This window comes from Niabella sp. CPT15-335-S11, assembly GCF_058792415.1.
Map to the genome: position 1 here is coordinate 98,275 of NZ_JBYTEI010000004.1, position 16,372 is coordinate 114,646.

Consider the following 16,372-nt stretch of genomic DNA (forward strand, 5'->3'; position numbering starts at 1 on the left):
ATCATACCAAATTCAAAAATAGCGTGACTAAGATTTTTGCAGACAAGTTTTATTTATTAGGCTTCAGCCTGCTGCTTCTTGTTCAGCAGGCAACCGCCCAGCCTGCGTTTCAATTTGCCCAGATTACCGACCTCCATATCGGATCCCAGGGGGCTGATGAAGACCTGCGCCGCACGGTACATGACATCAATCTAAACCCCGAAATAAAATTCATCATTGCATCCGGGGATATAACGGAGTTTGGCTCCGATGATGAATTGCAGTTAGCCAAACAAATCCTGGATTCACTCGATAAGCCCTGGTATATCATTCCCGGAAATCATGATGACAACTGGAGCGAAAGCGGCACCAATTCTTTCCTTCGAATCTTTGGCAGCGAGACTTTCAGCTTCCGTTTTGGCGGATATTATTTTATGGGAAACAACTGCGGACCAAATATGAAAATGAGCCCCGGTCAGGTGCCTTATGAAAATATCGTGTGGATGGATTCGGTCTTAAAAACCGTACCGGCACAGGCTCCCATCATCTTCGTGAATCACTATCCGCTCGACTCCTCACTAAATAACTGGTACGAGCTGGCTGACCGCCTGAAGGCCCGCAATACACAGTTGTATTTGTGCGGCCACGGGCATCAGAATCGAGCATTCAACTTTGAAGGTATCCCCGCGGCGATGAGCAGGTCTAACCTCAGGGCACGCGATTCGGTGGGCGGATACAATATCATCACTTTTGAAAAGGACAGTGCGTTTTTCCGGACAAGACTGCCCGGTGTACTCACCAAAGAAACATGGCTTAAAATCCCGCTTACAAATCATCATTATAAAGATGACACTAACCGATATCCCAGGCCCTCCTACCAGGTCAACCAGGAGTTTCCGCGGGTCCGGGAAATCTGGCGATACCAGGATGCGAGCGACATCGGATCAGGCATGGCCATCTACAAAAATCTGGTTATCACGCCCGATGCTAAGGGCCGGGTCATTGCTTTCGATCCATCTACCCGGAAAATCATTTGGCAGTTTGCCACCGGAGGCAAGATCTACAGTACGCCTGCGATCGAAAAAAACAAAGTGATCATTCCTTCGACCGATGGGACCATCTATTGCCTGAATGCCGAAAGCGGCAGGCTAATCTGGAAGACCACAACCCCAAAATCGCTCGTCGCTTCACCCGTTATAAAAAATAATCATATTTACCTCGGCTCTTCAGAGGGCCGTTTCCGCGCACTGGATCTGCAAACCGGGAAACTTGCCTGGAGTTTTGACAGCGTTAAGGGCTTCATGAAATCGCAACCGCTGATCTATCAAAACCGCATTTATTTTGGGGCCTGGGGTAATGAATTCTATTGCCTGGACATCGCATCAGGAAAACTGATCTGGAAAAATTTCGATGGTTATTCAAACCGGATGTTATCTCCGGCATCCTGTGTGCCTGTCGCGACAAACGGCAGAATTTTTATCGTCGCACCGGACAGGTTCATGACAGCGCTTAATGCGGAAACGGGCAAAATTATCTGGAAACACAAATGGGATGAACACTGGGTACGCGAGTCGATGGGACTCTCTGCCGACAGCAACCTCGTCTTTGCAAAAACAATGCAGGGAAAGATCATCGGCGTTGACACCCGCGGTGATAGCGCGGTCATTCGCTGGGAAACGCCCTCGGTTTTCGGATATGAACTGAACCCTTCCGTAGTTTCTGAATATAATGGGAAGGTCTATGCTTTGGGTGATAAGGGTCTTGTAGCTTCGTTCGACCGGAAAACCGGCGCAACTTTATGGTTACATAAAGTATCTAACTCGCTGGTCAATGATATGAAATTTCTGAATGATCAGACCGCGGTTGTCACAACGATGGATGGAAAATTGGTGGTATTATCAATTCCCAGGTAGATTACCAGGATTACCGGGATGAAATGATCCGAAGCTTTTGTTGATTTTCTTTCCGAAGATTCGGAGGACAATGCAGATGAGGTGAACAAGGAGCAAACCAGTCCGGGGAATTCTTTGTTAAACGCAATGGCTGAAGAAAACCGATATGAAATCGTCAGGACCGAAGATGGATCGGATACTGTGCTATTCGGTTCTCCGGGCATCAGTTTTCATTCTATCCACGGTGCTATCCAGGAATCAAATCATGTGTTTCTGAATGCTGCTTTGAAATTCTTTCTCGAAAATCATCCCGTTGCAGATCAGATCAGGATCTTTGAAATGGGCTTTGGTACAGGGCTTAACGTACTGTTGGCGGCACGCGAGGCGTTGAGAACGAAAACAAAACTGATCTACCATACGGTAGAACTGCATCCTCTACCCACGGAAATTCTTTCACAACTGAACTATCCTGACCTGTTACGCGAGCCCGCTTTATATGCATCCATTATCCGATCGCCCTGGGACCAGGAAGTCGTCGTCAGCCCCTATTTTACACTGATGAAAACCGAGGGTGATTTTGGCAGCTATACGTTCCATGATATTTACCACCTGATTTATTATGATGCATTTGCACCCGAAGATCAGCCGGAACTATGGACTAGTGAAGTTTTCGAGAAAATTTTTAAAGCGATGTCACCCGGCGGTATACTGACTACCTACTGCTCGAAGTCTGCCGTCAGGAAAAAACTTACGAGTATCGGCTTTCAGGTGCAGAAACTTCCCGGTCCGCCTGGAAAGCGGGAAATCATCCGGGTTGTAAAACCTTGATTCAACCTGGAAACCGGGTTGGGCTCTTCCCTCTTTCCTTTCTTCCGAACCGGCTAAATACTTTCCGGATCACCCAGATAAATAGCAGAATAAAAAGTGCGGCCATGATAACGGGGATCACGAACGAAAGGATCGAACCGCCGACTGCCGCTGTATTTTCGCCGGTGGCAACCATGACGTTTCCAGTTCCCAGCGTGGTCTTACTACTAAACAATCTCAGAAATCCCGTACCTGCGGCGATGAGTCCGGCTCCTCCTCCACCGGCAATGATACCAACCAGCCATTTGATCCATTCGCTATCTGCAGGTATGACGGCAATGGCCAGCATGCTTCCTGCCACCATAGCTAAAGGGGCCGAAATAGTGTCCAAAATATTATCTACAAAAGGAATATAATAAGCAAAGATCTCCGCTACGGTCGCGGTTCCCAGGGCTATAAGTGCGGGCGTGGATGAAAGCCAGGCATAATGTTCGGAAAAGGAAAATAGGTCAAACCGCCCCGCGATGCCTGCCACCAGCATGGGTACAAACACACGGAAGCCGCAACAAGCCGCCAGCGCAATGCCCAGGGCGGACGCCGTAACCGTCTGAACATCTACCATCATATCCTAAAATTACGCTTTTGTCCGATCAGCACGTATTTTCAGGCCGGATTTATTATTAATTCTTTGAATTTCGAAATGTTCGTCCGATTACGACAAAGCCTCTGCTTGGATAATAAAATAATCGGGAGCCATTATTTGGCTGCTTTGTGTTTTACTGCTGGATTTGGGTTAAATTGCAGCTAAATCTCTGTTCATGATACGATTACTTATCATATTGCCAACCCTTTTGCTTTCGCTCACTGCCTGCAGCCGTAAACCTGAAAAGACAGGCATCAATCCAAATCCACCGCTGGAAAGCGCTGCCGGACATCCCCGCCTTTTATTGCTCAAAGGCGAAGAAAGCAAGATTCGTCAGACACTCGCCTCAGACCCGGCTCTGAATAAGGTCCATGAGGCAATCATATCAGAGTGCAACAAGCTGATCACAACCCCTGTATTGGAAAGAGTCGTCACCGGGCGCAGGCTACTGAGCGTATCCAGGGAGGCCATCCGGCGTATCTTTTACTTGTCCTATGCACAGCGCCTCACTAATGACAAACGGTATGGTGCACGCGCAGAACAGGAGATGATACACCTGGCGGAGTTTACCGACTGGAACCCATCTCATTTTCTGGATGTGGCGGAAATGACATTGGCTATGGCCATTGGTTACGACTGGCTTTTCGACCAGCTTTCTAAAAATTCCAAATCGCTTATTAAAAATGCCATTATCAAAAAAGGTATTGAACCTTCTTTTAACCCATCGTATAATTCCTGGCTCAGGGCAAAGCATAACTGGAACCAGGTCTGCAACGCGGGTATTTCTTTCGGAGCGATAGCGGTGTACGAGGACTATGCCGACTCAACGCAAATAGTGCTTAACAGAGCCATCGCTTCCCTCCCACTCGTAATGGATATGTATGAGCCCGATGGCGCCTATCCGGAAGGATACAGCTATTGGGGCTATGGAACATCATTCAACGTACTGTTTATCGACGCTTTCGAAAAGTTCAGGAAGACCAATTTTGACTTTTCAAAGACTCCCGGCTTTTTGAATACGGCGGGGTACATGGAACATATGACCGGACCTGGCGGATTATGCTTCAATTATTCGGATGCGGGCATGAAGGGTGGGTTGCAACCGGCGATGTTCTGGTTCGCCAACAAGCTGAATGACCACTCGCTGCTTGCGCAGGAAAAGGAATTCCTGGATAAGGGCACCAGCAGTACATTGACCGGAGAACGGCTGTTGCCGGCGCTGCTGATTTGGATGATGGGAAAAACCACGCGGGACATCGTCACACCAAACAAACTGATGTGGGCTGGCAGGGGTGTAAATCCGGTAGCGATGATGCGAAGTTCCTGGACCGACCCTGATGCTATATATGTAGGGCTTAAATGCGGATCGCCATCGGTTAACCACGCTCATATGGATGCCGGATCCTTTGTGATGGATGCTCTTGGAGAACGCTGGGCCAGTGATTTCGGTAGCCAGGACTACAATTCCCTGGAATCCAAAGGCGTTCAACTGTGGGGCATGCAACAGAATTCACAACGCTGGACTATCTTCAGGTACAATAACCTCACGCACAACACGCTTAGTTTTGATGATCAGTTCCAAAAAGTTTCCGGCTCGGCTCCCTTTAGCGGTTTTTCGGCCAAACCTGATTTTATGAATGCCACCACGGATCTCAGCACGATTTATGATGGTCAGGTCGCTTCCGCGCACAGGGGTATCGCTTTAATGGGGAATAAATATGTTTGCGTGCGTGATGAAATTAAGGCGCTTCCGACCGGAGGTAAACTGAGATGGACATTGCTGACCTCCGCCAGTGTTAGTTTTTCAGATCCTTCAACCATCGTACTGACGAAGGGTTCAAAGAAACTCGTCATGAAGATCGTGTCACCTGCCGCGATAACGCTGAAAACCTGGTCTACCGTGGGCCCGAATGATTTCGATGCGCCAAATCCCGGTTATACACTAACCGGTTTTGAAGCTTCGCTTCCGGCGGGAGCAGCGACTTCTTTTAGCATTTTTCTCTATCCGGAGAAAAATTCGGGAGATGTCGATCTGAATATCGGGGAGCTTAAGAATTGGCCGAGGGATTAGATATTCATATATACAAATTAGCGATACAAAAGTAAGCATGATGACGCCAGAACGTGAGTCAAGATTACGAGGAGTCATTGCCAGGCGACAAACCAACCTCGGCATTGTGCTGGAAAATGTTTTTGATCCGCATAATATATCCGCCGTTATGCGAACCTGCGATTCAGTTGGGGTTCAGGACATTTATATCCTGACCACCCGGCTCCCACCACATAAAAAATGGGGTCCAAGAAGCAGTTCAAGCGCTGCAAAATGGATGACCGTTCACCAGTTCCACGATACAGAAGAATGCCTGGCCGCGTTGAGGAGCCGGTATGATCAGATTTTTACCACCCATCTCGGCAACCAGGCCACCTCTCTTTATCAAATGGATTTAACGGGGAGCCTGGCCCTCGTATTTGGCAATGAACACGGCGGTATAACAGAAGCGCTCAGAAGTAACTCTGATGGGAACTTTGTGATACCACAGGAAGGCATCATCCAATCACTCAACATCAGCGTCGCCTGCGCGGTCACGCTGTATGAGGCTTACCGACAGCGGGCACTGAAAGGATATTATCAACATACGGATTTGAATGATCCGCGTAAAAAGCAATTGCTGCAGGAATGGGACTTGAACTCAGATACTAGATATTACCCGCCCGTACCGAACGGTACGTTCGGGCGGGGACGTTAGATTCTAGATGCCAGACGCTAGACGTTAGGCATTACACATATATAAAAATATATTAGTCTTATTCTAAGTCTCAACCTGCCGACGGCAGGTTCACCTCCCGACGGCAGGTTCACCTCCCGAAGGGAGGCAAGCCTATGAAACCTTTTCGTCCTCTGAAAGTCCTGTTGCAGTAGCCGGATCTTTATCCCGCGAGACCGAATAGATACTCAGATTCAATTCAAAGCCAACCAGCAGGCTGAAGGAATTCACAAAAATCAGGGCCATTATGACCATCAGCGTGCCAATAGAACCGTACAATTTGTGATAATTGCCAAAACGGCTCACCCACCAGGAAAAACCGAGCGCCCCAATCAACATTAACAATGTCGCAACCACAGAACCGGGCGTCAGTATTTTCCATCGCTTTTGTACCGAAGGCACATATCGATAGATGATGGCGATAATAATGAAAAACAGGAAAATCATGATCAGCCAGCGCAACCAGGTTATTGTTATCACCACCGTATGATTCCGGATGCCAAGCGCGATCAATACCGCTTTTTGCCCCGCCATTAATCCCAGGTAAACAAGGAACAGCAAGTAAAGTACGACCGTTATCCGGATAGCAGCCAGTCTTTTTCTGAGCCCTTTTCGTTTTATAAACCCCGGATAATTCTTATCAAACGAACGCATGACACCCATGATGGCGTTGGAAGAGAAAAACAGCGATAGCAATACACCAAAAGACAAAAGTCCGCCCCGGTGCCTGTTCTGGAGATCATCCAGAAATTGAACGATCGCCCTGTAATTGCTCCGTCCCGGCACGATATCCCTGATCAACGCGTATAATTGCGACACAAAATGCTGGCTGATGGGCAGGAATGGAATTAGCGTAAAGAGAAATATCAAAGTAGGAGGAATAGCCATCGCGAAATTAAACGATATCGCTGAAGCTCTCTCAGTCAGGTTGTCTGTACGCACCTGCTCTTTGAATCGCGTCGCAACCTCATGCAAAGAAGCATTGCCAAAGCCAGGCAGACGCGTCTTCCTGGCCAGTTTCACCAATGCCCTGACAGGCGCGGACTGGTCAATATAATGTAGAAAATTATTGCGCAAATCCTGATTATTCTGGTGTCGTTTTACCAAACCGTTTATTGAGTTCTTCCTGGTACTGCCTTGCATATACCAGATGATCCGCATAATTCGTAGAAAAAACGTGAGTCCCATCAAAAGCCTTATTGGCCACGAAATAAAGATAATCTGTTTTAGGTGCGTTTAGCACTGCATCCACAGTCTTCTCCAGGGGTGTACAGATCGGTCCGGGAGGGAGACCTCTGTTCTTATAAGTACTGTAAGGCGAGACCACCTCCAAATGCTTGCGCAGAACCCTTTTTATCCCGAAATCCTTAAGCGCGAATTTTACAGTTGGATCTGCCTGCAGCGGCATCCCTTTAGCCAGGCGGTTCAGGTAGGTGCTGGCGATATTTCCTTTTTCTGCACTGGCATTGGACTCTTCGTCAATGATCGACGCAAGCGTCACTACCTGGGGTGCGGTCAGGCCTAAGGCCGCTGCTTTCTGCTCCCTTGCGGGTGTCCAAAACTGTTTATAGGCAGTGACAAACTTTCTGAAAACCGCTCCCGGCGTGGTGTTCCACAGGGTAGTATAAGTTAACGGAAGTACAGCAGCCATGGCGGTATTACTGTCCAGATTATATTCCCGGAGAGAATCATTATTATTCAAAAAACTGATAAAGGAAAGTGAGTCGCATTCAAAGGCCTTTCCGATCCTGCCAGCCAGTTGCTCTTTGGTCCGGATTTTCGTCACCACAAAGTTTACCGGCTGCTGGTGACCGTTACGCAGATTTCGTACCAGGCTGAAAATGCTCATTCCGCTGGGAACAGCATATCTCCCGGGCCTGACTTTCTTGAAATCCACAAACTTCGAAGTCAGCTTAAACCAAAAAAGCCCCCCGACGATCTTTTCCTCCATCAATTGCTGTTTAAGTCCGCTCAGGTTGGTCCCGGTCTTTACAAACAAAAACCCTTTTTCAGGTTTGTGCACGGTGGGTCCGAAAAGCTTGTATCCTGCAAATATTCCGATTAGCAATAATACAATGAGCAGGAATTTTAATCTAAATACCTTCATCCGGGCAATTTACAAAAAACCCCTGCCAGGTGGTCAGGGGAAAATAAAAAAAGAAAAAAATAGTTTCTACAGATCAACGGTGCTGTTTAGATCTTCATCTACGAGGATACGGCCGCAGTTTTCGCAGGCGATGATCTTTTTATGCTGTTTGATCTCACTTTGTTTCTGAGGGGGGATAGCGTAGAAGCAGCCTCCGCAGGCATCCCTGACTACGGGTACCACAGCCAAACCATTCCTGAAATTACCCCGGATCTTTTCGTAGCTGGCCAGCAGGCGCGGCTCAACCTCTTCTTTCGCTTTGGCAGACAGACTTAAAAAATGTTTCTCGTCTTTTTCGTTGGCTACGATGATCTTCTCCAGTTCGCCTTTTTTCACCTCGAGCGCGCTCTCTTTGGCGCCAATATTTTTCTTGGCCTTTTCTAATAATAAAACCTTATCAGCTATTTCCTCATTGGCGTCCTTAATATGTTTTTCAGCCAACTTGATATCGAGCTGCTGCATTTCAATTTCCTTATTGATTGCCTCAAACTCTCTGTTGTTCTTCACATTCTCGCTGTCCTTCTCGTATTTCTTGATCAGAGACTCTGCTTCTTTGATCACGTTCTTACGATCTTCGATAAACTCCGTAACGCCATTGATCTCTTCTTCGATACGGGTTTGCCGGGCGTGCAGCCCGTGAATTTCATCCTCCAGGTCAGCTACTTCCATCGGAAGTTCGCCTTTTAATATTTTGATCTCGTCGAGCTTGCTGTTTATTTTTTGCAGGCGAATCAGCGAGCTGAGTTTTTCTTCAATCGAGAATTCTTTTAATTGCGGCATATTGTCATTTCAATTTGAAATTTAATCCGGGTACCATTTCGGAAAGAGTTCCCCAGATTAAAAATAGTTTACCGGGTTGGTATTTACGCCGGTTTTAAGGACGGCAAAGTTAGGGAATTTTTTTTCTAAATGTGTTGCCAGTAGATCAATCGTAAACTGCTCGCTTTCAAAATGGCCGATATCAGCCAGAATTATGCGGCCATCTGCGTCAAAAAATTCGTGATACTTCAGGTCAGCTGTAATGTAAATATCTGATCCTGAATTGATTGCTCTCTCTATCAGGAAGCTTCCTGCCCCACCGCAAACCGCCACTTTTCTGATTTTTTTTCCTCTAAGCGCCGTATGCCGTATGACTGCCAGCCCGAACTTTTCTTTTAGCAACGACAAAAACGTCGGCTCATCCATCGGTTCCGGTAATTCTCCCACAACCCCGGACCCCAGTTGCTGATGGTCGTTTTCCAGCGAGATGATCTCATAGGCGACTTCTTCGTAAGGATGACTTGCTTTTAGTGCTGACAGGATTTCCGTCTCCCGCCAGGCCGGAAACAGGATTTCCGTCTTCAGCTCGTCCGCCACGTGGCGGATTCCAGTCTCACCAACAAAAGGGTTGGCCGCAGCTTCGGGCTTGAAGGTACCTGACCCAGGTGCAGAAAAACTACATTCACTGTACTGGCCGATATGTCCCGCCCCTGCCTGAAACACCGCATTCATCACTTTCTCTGCATGATCCGCAGGGACATAGTAGTAAAGTTTTTTAAGCTGGCCCTTTTTGGGGAGAAGAATGGTGTGGTTTTTAAGGCCGATTTTCTCGGCAATCTTTTGATTCACGCCGTCCAGCACATTATCCAGGTTAGTATGGATTGCATAAATGCAAATATCATTTTTCAGCGCTTTGATCACAACCCGCTCCACATAGCTTTTGCCATTTAATTTCTTTAATCCTGAAAATACAATGGGGTGGTGCGCCACCACCAGGTTACATCCTTTTTCTATTGCTTCATCAATGACCGGCTCGGTTGCATCGAGGCAACATAATATACCTGTGCAATTCCAGGCCTCCTGGCCGGTAAGCAGGCCCGCATTGTCGTAATGTTCCTGCAATGAAGGCGGGGCAAGGGTTTCAAGAAAGGCCATGATGTCAGAAATCTTCATAATCACTGGTTAACTTTAGCGTGACTGATATACGGGAATTTGTTAATCCGGCAAATTTACCGTTTTCCCGGTTCAATGACGGATTCAGACATCAACAACCTACCATCGCTGGTAATACCTTCCGCTACCACCCTGAATTTCCTGGTCCGGTCGTTATTGTAGAACCTCACCGGAATCACCGGGTTCACGCCATTCACATAAACTTCCGGGTTCCAGTCAAGCGTAAGCCGGTAATCAGCAAACCGGTTTTCGACTGGCCGGGAATAATCCGGCTGGTAGAATTCCTTGATGATGCTGTAGCCGTTGTAATCTACAATTTCACCGGTCTGGTCAAAATAGTCATTAAGCTCATTACCCCTTTTTGTATAGACCGCCAGCACGCCATTTGCACCTCCGCCCGGCGCTCCGATAAAATTGGGATATAATTTAACTAAGGCGATCTCGCTCACAGGTATTGAAGAAATCATTGAGGCGTCCGCAGGCATTTCATCCAGATAAAGCTGCATCGGCCGGCTCAGCCCCGCCTGGCGATAGTATAATGAGTAATGATCAAAACTGGCCCGGTCTCTCACAACCGTTAGCCCGGCAACCCTTCCCATCAGGTATTCAAACAAATTGATCTGGGGAACAAATTCCCGGGTAAGATCGAAGGTTTTAGCGTTGATGCCACCGGCGAACAATGGGCTCATATACCTGGCTTCAAGCTGACTGGTACTGTTCCTGATCCCGTGTACCGTCACATTATCCAGCATCAGACCCTCTCCCCTGACATAATCGCGATGGGCAAGCGACATGTTATTCACCGGACCCGAACTACTGGAAGATATCCCCGCAATGGGTATATGGAGGGGTGGCAGATCATAAGCATGGTATAATGAATCGCGGTTTAGTCGTACGGTGATAAAACGGCTTTTCTCCCCCATCACATCTGAAAAAAGGATCTTTGCCTTATCGAAAAATACCATCGAATCCATCCTGAACCTGCCTTGGGCATCTGTTTTTACCAGTTGCAGGGAACGCGCCGAGTCGGGCGTTGTTACCCAGACCATCAGGTCGCGGTCGGCGAATGATTTTTTCGATCCCCGCAGTTTTACCTGACCGGACAATGAAATGTAGGCCTCATCTTTATATTGCGGCGATGGCATTTTATTGGCAGCGAGATCAGTCCATTTGAAACGCCGCCACCCGTTTGTCATCATAAGCAGATCCATCGCTCCGTCGGTAGAATCGTTTCCCGAAAAATACCAGGCAGGTCGATTCACGTAGTCGGAAATGTCGCTCGACAGCAGGAATTCCGACCAGATATTGGCACCACGGTTACCAGGAAGATCGAAGTCCGCGTCGGTTACGGATACAGAAAAATTCCCCGTCACCGAGTCGGACAGAAGGAGTGAAAAATGATTGAGTTTCCGGGCTGCGGTTTGCAGGGTATCCACCTTCATCCGGAAAGGAAGTCTGTATTCTTTATTATCGATAAATGTCAGCCGTTCTGCCAGGGGCATACCTGATGCATTGAAGACGGTGATCTGCAATATCCCAGAGGGAAGCCGGGAAGTGGGGATAAGACCATGGAATCCGGTGCCGGCACCGCTCAGCGGGTGCTTAAAGACTACCTGGTGCTGCATTTGCCCGATCAGGTAAGCGGGTTTAAATGCAGGATTCCGTCCCTTTTGCTCCAACCTGAAGTCTTTCCCATCAGCTACATTCCGGATGGCCAGTGCGATACCTTCCTGCGCGACTTCAGGCAGACTCGTTTTAAGATTTGTTGCCGACGGCTCAATAACTGCGTAATAGCTATCTCCGGAGCCGGGGATCATTGTAAAAACTCCCATGCCGTCGTGGAAGCTGCTGAAAGTAGTAATTGTTTCTCCCCGTTGACTTTTTATCAGACCGTGGACATCAACGGGCAAACCGTGCGCATCGGTGGCCTTAAAAGCAATATTATTTGAAAGACCGGCGACCAGATTACCACCTTCGGGAAAAAACCTGATCTGCAATGCGGTCGAAATTTTGTTTTCTTCATTCAAAGCTTTCTCCCTGCCAAAGACCTCAATCCTGCGGCTGAACAGGAACTGTTTATCGTAATTAAGCATCAGGGGACTGTATGCGCGCAATTGATAAGATCCCGTTGACAGTGTATCGGGCAGCTTAAAGTCACCGTAGGAAACAGCCCCAAAAACAGGCAGGACCTTTCTGAGGATTAAAGCGGATTGGTTGTTCAGCAGTTCGACAAAAAGCGTGGAATTGCTGGCCGAAGGCAGAAAACCTGACATGAAGTAGCCTTTAAACCAGACTTCCTGCCCGGAAAAATAGAGATCCCGATCGAGTTGCAGGTACAGTTTCTCAATAGGAATTCGCCTGTTAAGGGAATCCAGCAATCCCGCCTGGTTCTGAGCCCGTATTGAAGGGACCCATAGCAACCAAAGCAAAAGCATTAAAAGCCGGCTAAAGCTTAATTGATTTGATATCATAGGTGTGCGGTGATTTATTCCTGTATTTTTCAACTTCCGGTCCGATAGCAAAAACTCAGCCCAAATGCCCCGGAGAAACGAGTCCTGAGGTTCACGAACGACCCTTGCTGCCAGACCCACCTATAAATATACGGAAAAAAACGACGCGGTGCTTTTTGGGGGGCTATTTTTTGATGGGTTTGCAGGTTAACCCAACCTGCAGCTCGATTTGCACTTCGTCGTTGACATTCACAAACCCCATCACGTTGACCGGAGCTTCCAGATTATATCTTTTCAGGGAGATGGCATACACGGTTGAACAATGTATGTATTCGCCGGATCGCCGGATCTTGAGCGGCATCACTTCCAGCCTTTTCGTTCCGGCAATGGTCAGTATGACCATGGCAAACACTTTGTCGGGGTCGCCGGTGTTGGGAAAAATTCTGACCAGTTCTATTTCTATCGCAGGATGGTCGCGGTGGTGAAGCATCTTCCTGAAGTCACGGGTCATGAGTGGATTGGAGGGCTTAAAGTCGTCTACCCGCAAGACCAGGCGGGTGTTTCCGGAGACATTGATCCGGTTTTCCTGATGTTCCAGGTTTACCACCTCTGCGTCTCCAATAAATCCGGAATAGGTAAATACAAACTTATTCACATTGGAGGATCCCCGGATTTTGAACGTGGAGTTTTTGTTCAGTTTAACGTTGTAAGACTGCGCGAGGGGCTGGTAGTTACAGGCAAAGATCAGCAACAAAAGCCAGGAGATATACAGTGCACTCTTCATTGGATCCATCATAAGTTAAAAAACCGGTTATTATCCTAAAATATGCTGGCTATTTTAAATTAAAAATACACGATGGTCACTCAACCCGGTTTTCTCATTAAAGGGGCAGTTCCAGAAATTAAAAATAATAAAAAAACCGGATACAAATCCGGTTTTTTGATCGTCGTTTTTCTCATCTAAAATCCAACTACTGCTTCAATAACAGCTCCTTTGAACTTACCATCTCTCAAGATGCTGTTCGTCGGGAAGTCTTTATACTGCTGATTTACGTATTCAGCTTTCAGCAGAATATTGTTCGTCAGGAACCAACCGCCGCCAAAGGCCACACGATTTATCTGCTGATCATTCGGGTTGATACGAAGGAGTTCACCTTTCAGCGTATTGTAGCGCACACCGGCAAACACTTTTTCTTTGGCACCAAACCTGTAAATAGCATCGATGGCGAATTGGTTAACAGACCTTTCGGGGTATCCGTTAAATCTTTCTGCGTTATCGCGGCCTTTTGCATTTTCGTAGGTTCCGAAAAGTTCAAATCCGTAAGCTTTCATGAAACCGTTCAGCATGACAGCACGTATCTGGTTACTCAATCCGGGATTAAACCTTCCGGAAAACGGATTTCCAGCGTAGGTGGCGTTAGCGGGCTCCATCACGTAAGCGTAATTGCTACCTGTACGATCGCCGCCAAACAGCGTACTGCGTCCGTCATTATTATTGAAGTAAAGAGATGCAGAACCCCTTAACCTTACCTCGCCGATTTCTTTATCAATAGCACCCTTCAGGTAAACGGAAGGATTGCGGTAAGTGCCTTTTGGAGATCTGGCAGTTGAATCAAAATATAGCGGACTTTGGTATCCGCCGTTGATCAAACCATTGGAAACACCCACCATACCCAGGAAGCCATTGTGTTGCAAGTAAATCTCACCCCCGACTTCTGTTGCGAATTCATCCATGATGTAGTTCTCAGCGAATGGGTTGTGGATGGTATTACCTCCATCGGAACGACGAAAGTGCTGATCACCATAGTTGATCTCCATGTGTCCTACTTTGATCGTTGTAAACTTCATCAGATCATCCCAGAACTGACCTTTGAACGGAAGTTTGTCGAACTGGATATAACCGCCCTTTACCCATGATTCGTTGTGGTGTTTGGAAGACAGGTAAGTTTCCAGGTTCAGTTTGATACCGTCAGCAAGCTGAACATCGGTCATCAGATTGGCCTGGGCAACGCCAAAACCCGGGGCCAGCCTGGGGTACATGGCTACCGCACCTGAATTTGAATGACTAAGGGTTTGAAATTGTTGGGTAAACCCTGCTCCAAACTTCACTTTCAGTCCTTCGTAAGGGATCTTGTTGTCTTTTGAAGTTTCGAACACGTTGAGACCCGTTTTGTCTCCCGGCCGGGTATATTGAATCTCCGGCTGGAGTTTTGAGATAAAGGTCTCATCCTGTGCAAGCGTCACCGTAGTAAAACCAGCAACACCAAGAAGAATTAATGATAAACGTTTCATAAATTGGATTTTTTAATTTGGTTATTATTTCTGGAATGTAGCATTCAACACGATCGTCACTTCATCACCACATTTGATGGTGCCCAGCAGTGCTTTAGGTGGTGCAATACCAAAAGCAGTCATTTTGAATTTTACGGAACCTGTAAATACCACTTTGTTTCCTTCAACAGTAGCTTTCACGGGGAATGTAAGTTTATTGGTTTTATCGGCTACAGTTAAATTACCTGTTGCATGGAAGTTGGATGTATTCCCGGTCGTTTTAACACCCGTAATGTCGGCCAGGGTATACACGATTTCGGGAAACTTGTCGGCCTGAAGGGCTTTATAGGTGTTTTTATCCATGCCTTCTTCGTAATAGCTTCCGTTTTCCTTGATGCTCTTTATTGATTTGGTGACCATTTTAACGTTAAGTGATTTGATTTCAAATGCACCTGCGGTGTTGATAACTGCCGTACCACTCTGCTGTTCCACTATGCAGCGCCAATCGTGCAAATTGGAAGTTCCTTTTACCAGATTTTTAGTTGCAGAAGGCACGAGTTTGTATGTACTTTGCGCAGATACAGTGACTAATCCAAAGGCTGAGAGGACTAAAATCAGGAGTAATTTTTTCATTTTATTTTGTTTTTGTTTTAATGTTTCAACTTCGTAATGCAAAAATGTCCCTAATACACGGGACAATCAATGATTAAACCTTTGTTAATTTATGATTTTCGTCATATGGAGAAAAATATCGTTTCGGCGCGGATGCAGGACGGCTGCAGAAAGGGCAGTTAGCCTGAGCTCGGGTGAGAGGAAATTGACATTCCAACCTTGATTTTAAGCCTGAACCGTCATTTTGTCTAAAATTTACCGGTTGGCAGTATTATTGTCTGACTTTGCAGGTTATCGTATTTTTTACCTCAGCGTAAATTGAAATTTCATGATGGAACATGCAAAAAATAATAACGAGGAGAACCTGAATATCAATGCGGACGAGAACCTGAGCGGAACGGAACACCTCAATGATCCGATTGGCGAATCTGCGCTGGATGGGCTCCAGAGTGAGCTGGATGAAAGCCGTGACAAGTATCTCCGGCTCGCTGCCGAGTTTGATAATTTCCGTAAGCGAACAGCGAAGGAAAGACTCGAGTTGTTTCAGACGGCGGGAAAAGACATTATTTCAGATCTGCTGGAAGTGCTTGACGATATCGACCGGGCGGGACCCCAGATTGAAAAAATGGGAGATACTGCCGGCGTAGAAGGTATATTATTAATTTTCAATAAGTTCAGGAATATTTTACAGTCAAGAGGGCTTAAAGTAATGGAAGCGGTAGGCAAAGAGTTCGACCCCGAATTGCACGATGCTATTTCTATTATTGCTGTTCCTGACGAAAATCTGAAAGGCAAGGTTCTGGATGAGATTAACAAAGGCTACTACCTGAATGATAAAATTATCCGCCATGCCAAAGTGGTGGTAGGAAAATAGC

The 16,372-nt window shown here is 46.9% G+C and carries 14 protein-coding genes; 5 read left to right on the forward strand and 9 right to left on the reverse strand.

Annotated elements, in window-relative coordinates; genetic code table 11:
* The first annotated feature begins 23 nt into the window (after positions 1-23).
* Positions 24-1,892, forward strand: a complete 1,869-nt coding sequence (locus AC3WS5_RS13170; RefSeq protein WP_492467858.1) for an outer membrane protein assembly factor BamB family protein — start codon at positions 24-26, stop codon at positions 1,890-1,892.
* Positions 1,893-1,973: 81 nt separating this feature from the next.
* Positions 1,974-2,699, forward strand: a complete 726-nt coding sequence (gene mnmC2 / locus AC3WS5_RS13175; RefSeq protein ID WP_492467859.1) for a tRNA (5-methylaminomethyl-2-thiouridine)(34)-methyltransferase MnmC2 — start codon at positions 1,974-1,976, stop codon at positions 2,697-2,699.
* 1 nt (position 2,700) lies between these two features.
* On the opposite strand, the gene AC3WS5_RS13180 is transcribed toward mnmC2, so the two are convergent.
* Positions 2,701-3,303, reverse strand: a complete 603-nt coding sequence (locus AC3WS5_RS13180; RefSeq protein WP_492467860.1) for a DUF4126 domain-containing protein — start codon at positions 3,301-3,303, stop codon at positions 2,701-2,703.
* A 193-nt stretch (positions 3,304-3,496) separates the two neighbouring features.
* Here AC3WS5_RS13180 and AC3WS5_RS13185 point away from each other — a divergent pair, with 193 nt between their 5' ends.
* Together AC3WS5_RS13185 and AC3WS5_RS13190 are read left to right on the forward strand one after the other, a co-directional pair.
* Positions 3,497-5,392: a DUF4962 domain-containing protein gene (locus AC3WS5_RS13185; RefSeq protein WP_492467861.1), complete on the forward strand. Its 1,896-nt coding sequence runs from the start codon at positions 3,497-3,499 to the stop codon at positions 5,390-5,392.
* Positions 5,393-5,429: 37 nt separating this feature from the next.
* A complete protein-coding gene (locus tag AC3WS5_RS13190; protein ID WP_492467862.1) occupies positions 5,430-6,068 on the forward strand; it encodes a TrmH family RNA methyltransferase in 639 nt (212 codons plus the stop codon).
* Positions 6,069-6,200: 132 nt separating this feature from the next.
* On the opposite strand, the gene AC3WS5_RS13195 is transcribed toward AC3WS5_RS13190, so the two are convergent.
* The 8 genes from AC3WS5_RS13195 to AC3WS5_RS13230 all read right to left on the reverse strand — a co-directional run bounded on the left by AC3WS5_RS13195 (position 6,201) and on the right by AC3WS5_RS13230 (position 15,518).
* A complete protein-coding gene (locus AC3WS5_RS13195) occupies positions 6,201-7,163 on the reverse strand; it encodes a YihY/virulence factor BrkB family protein (protein WP_492467863.1) in 963 nt (320 codons plus the stop codon).
* Between the two features lie 7 nt (positions 7,164-7,170).
* Positions 7,171-8,193 (reverse strand): endolytic transglycosylase MltG, encoded by a 1,023-nt coding sequence (mltG, locus tag AC3WS5_RS13200; RefSeq protein ID WP_492467864.1) that lies wholly within the window; start codon positions 8,191-8,193, stop codon positions 7,171-7,173.
* A gap of 66 nt (positions 8,194-8,259) precedes the next feature.
* Positions 8,260-9,012 (reverse strand): zinc ribbon domain-containing protein, encoded by a 753-nt coding sequence (locus AC3WS5_RS13205; protein ID WP_492467865.1) that lies wholly within the window; start codon positions 9,010-9,012, stop codon positions 8,260-8,262.
* 57 nt (positions 9,013-9,069) lie between these two features.
* Positions 9,070-10,164 carry a Nif3-like dinuclear metal center hexameric protein gene (locus tag AC3WS5_RS13210; RefSeq protein WP_492467866.1) on the reverse strand — a complete coding sequence of 365 codons (1,095 nt, stop codon included), beginning with the start codon at positions 10,162-10,164 and terminating at the stop codon, positions 9,070-9,072.
* A gap of 56 nt (positions 10,165-10,220) precedes the next feature.
* Positions 10,221-12,635 (reverse strand): hypothetical protein, encoded by a 2,415-nt coding sequence (locus AC3WS5_RS13215; RefSeq protein ID WP_492467867.1) that lies wholly within the window; start codon positions 12,633-12,635, stop codon positions 10,221-10,223.
* 163 nt (positions 12,636-12,798) lie between these two features.
* Positions 12,799-13,398, reverse strand: a complete 600-nt coding sequence (locus AC3WS5_RS13220; RefSeq protein ID WP_492467868.1) for a hypothetical protein — start codon at positions 13,396-13,398, stop codon at positions 12,799-12,801.
* A gap of 176 nt (positions 13,399-13,574) precedes the next feature.
* Positions 13,575-14,906, reverse strand: coding sequence for a hypothetical protein (locus tag AC3WS5_RS13225; RefSeq protein WP_492467869.1), 1,332 nt, complete (start codon positions 14,904-14,906; stop codon positions 13,575-13,577).
* A 24-nt stretch (positions 14,907-14,930) separates the two neighbouring features.
* Positions 14,931-15,518, reverse strand: coding sequence for a YceI family protein (locus tag AC3WS5_RS13230; RefSeq protein ID WP_492467870.1), 588 nt, complete (start codon positions 15,516-15,518; stop codon positions 14,931-14,933).
* A 307-nt stretch (positions 15,519-15,825) separates the two neighbouring features.
* On the opposite strand from AC3WS5_RS13230, the gene AC3WS5_RS13235 reads away from it, so the two are divergent.
* The gene (locus tag AC3WS5_RS13235; RefSeq protein ID WP_492467871.1) at positions 15,826-16,371 is read left to right on the forward strand and encodes a nucleotide exchange factor GrpE; all 546 of its coding nucleotides are present in this window, start codon (positions 15,826-15,828) and stop codon (positions 16,369-16,371) included.
* Position 16,372 lies beyond the last annotated feature (1 nt).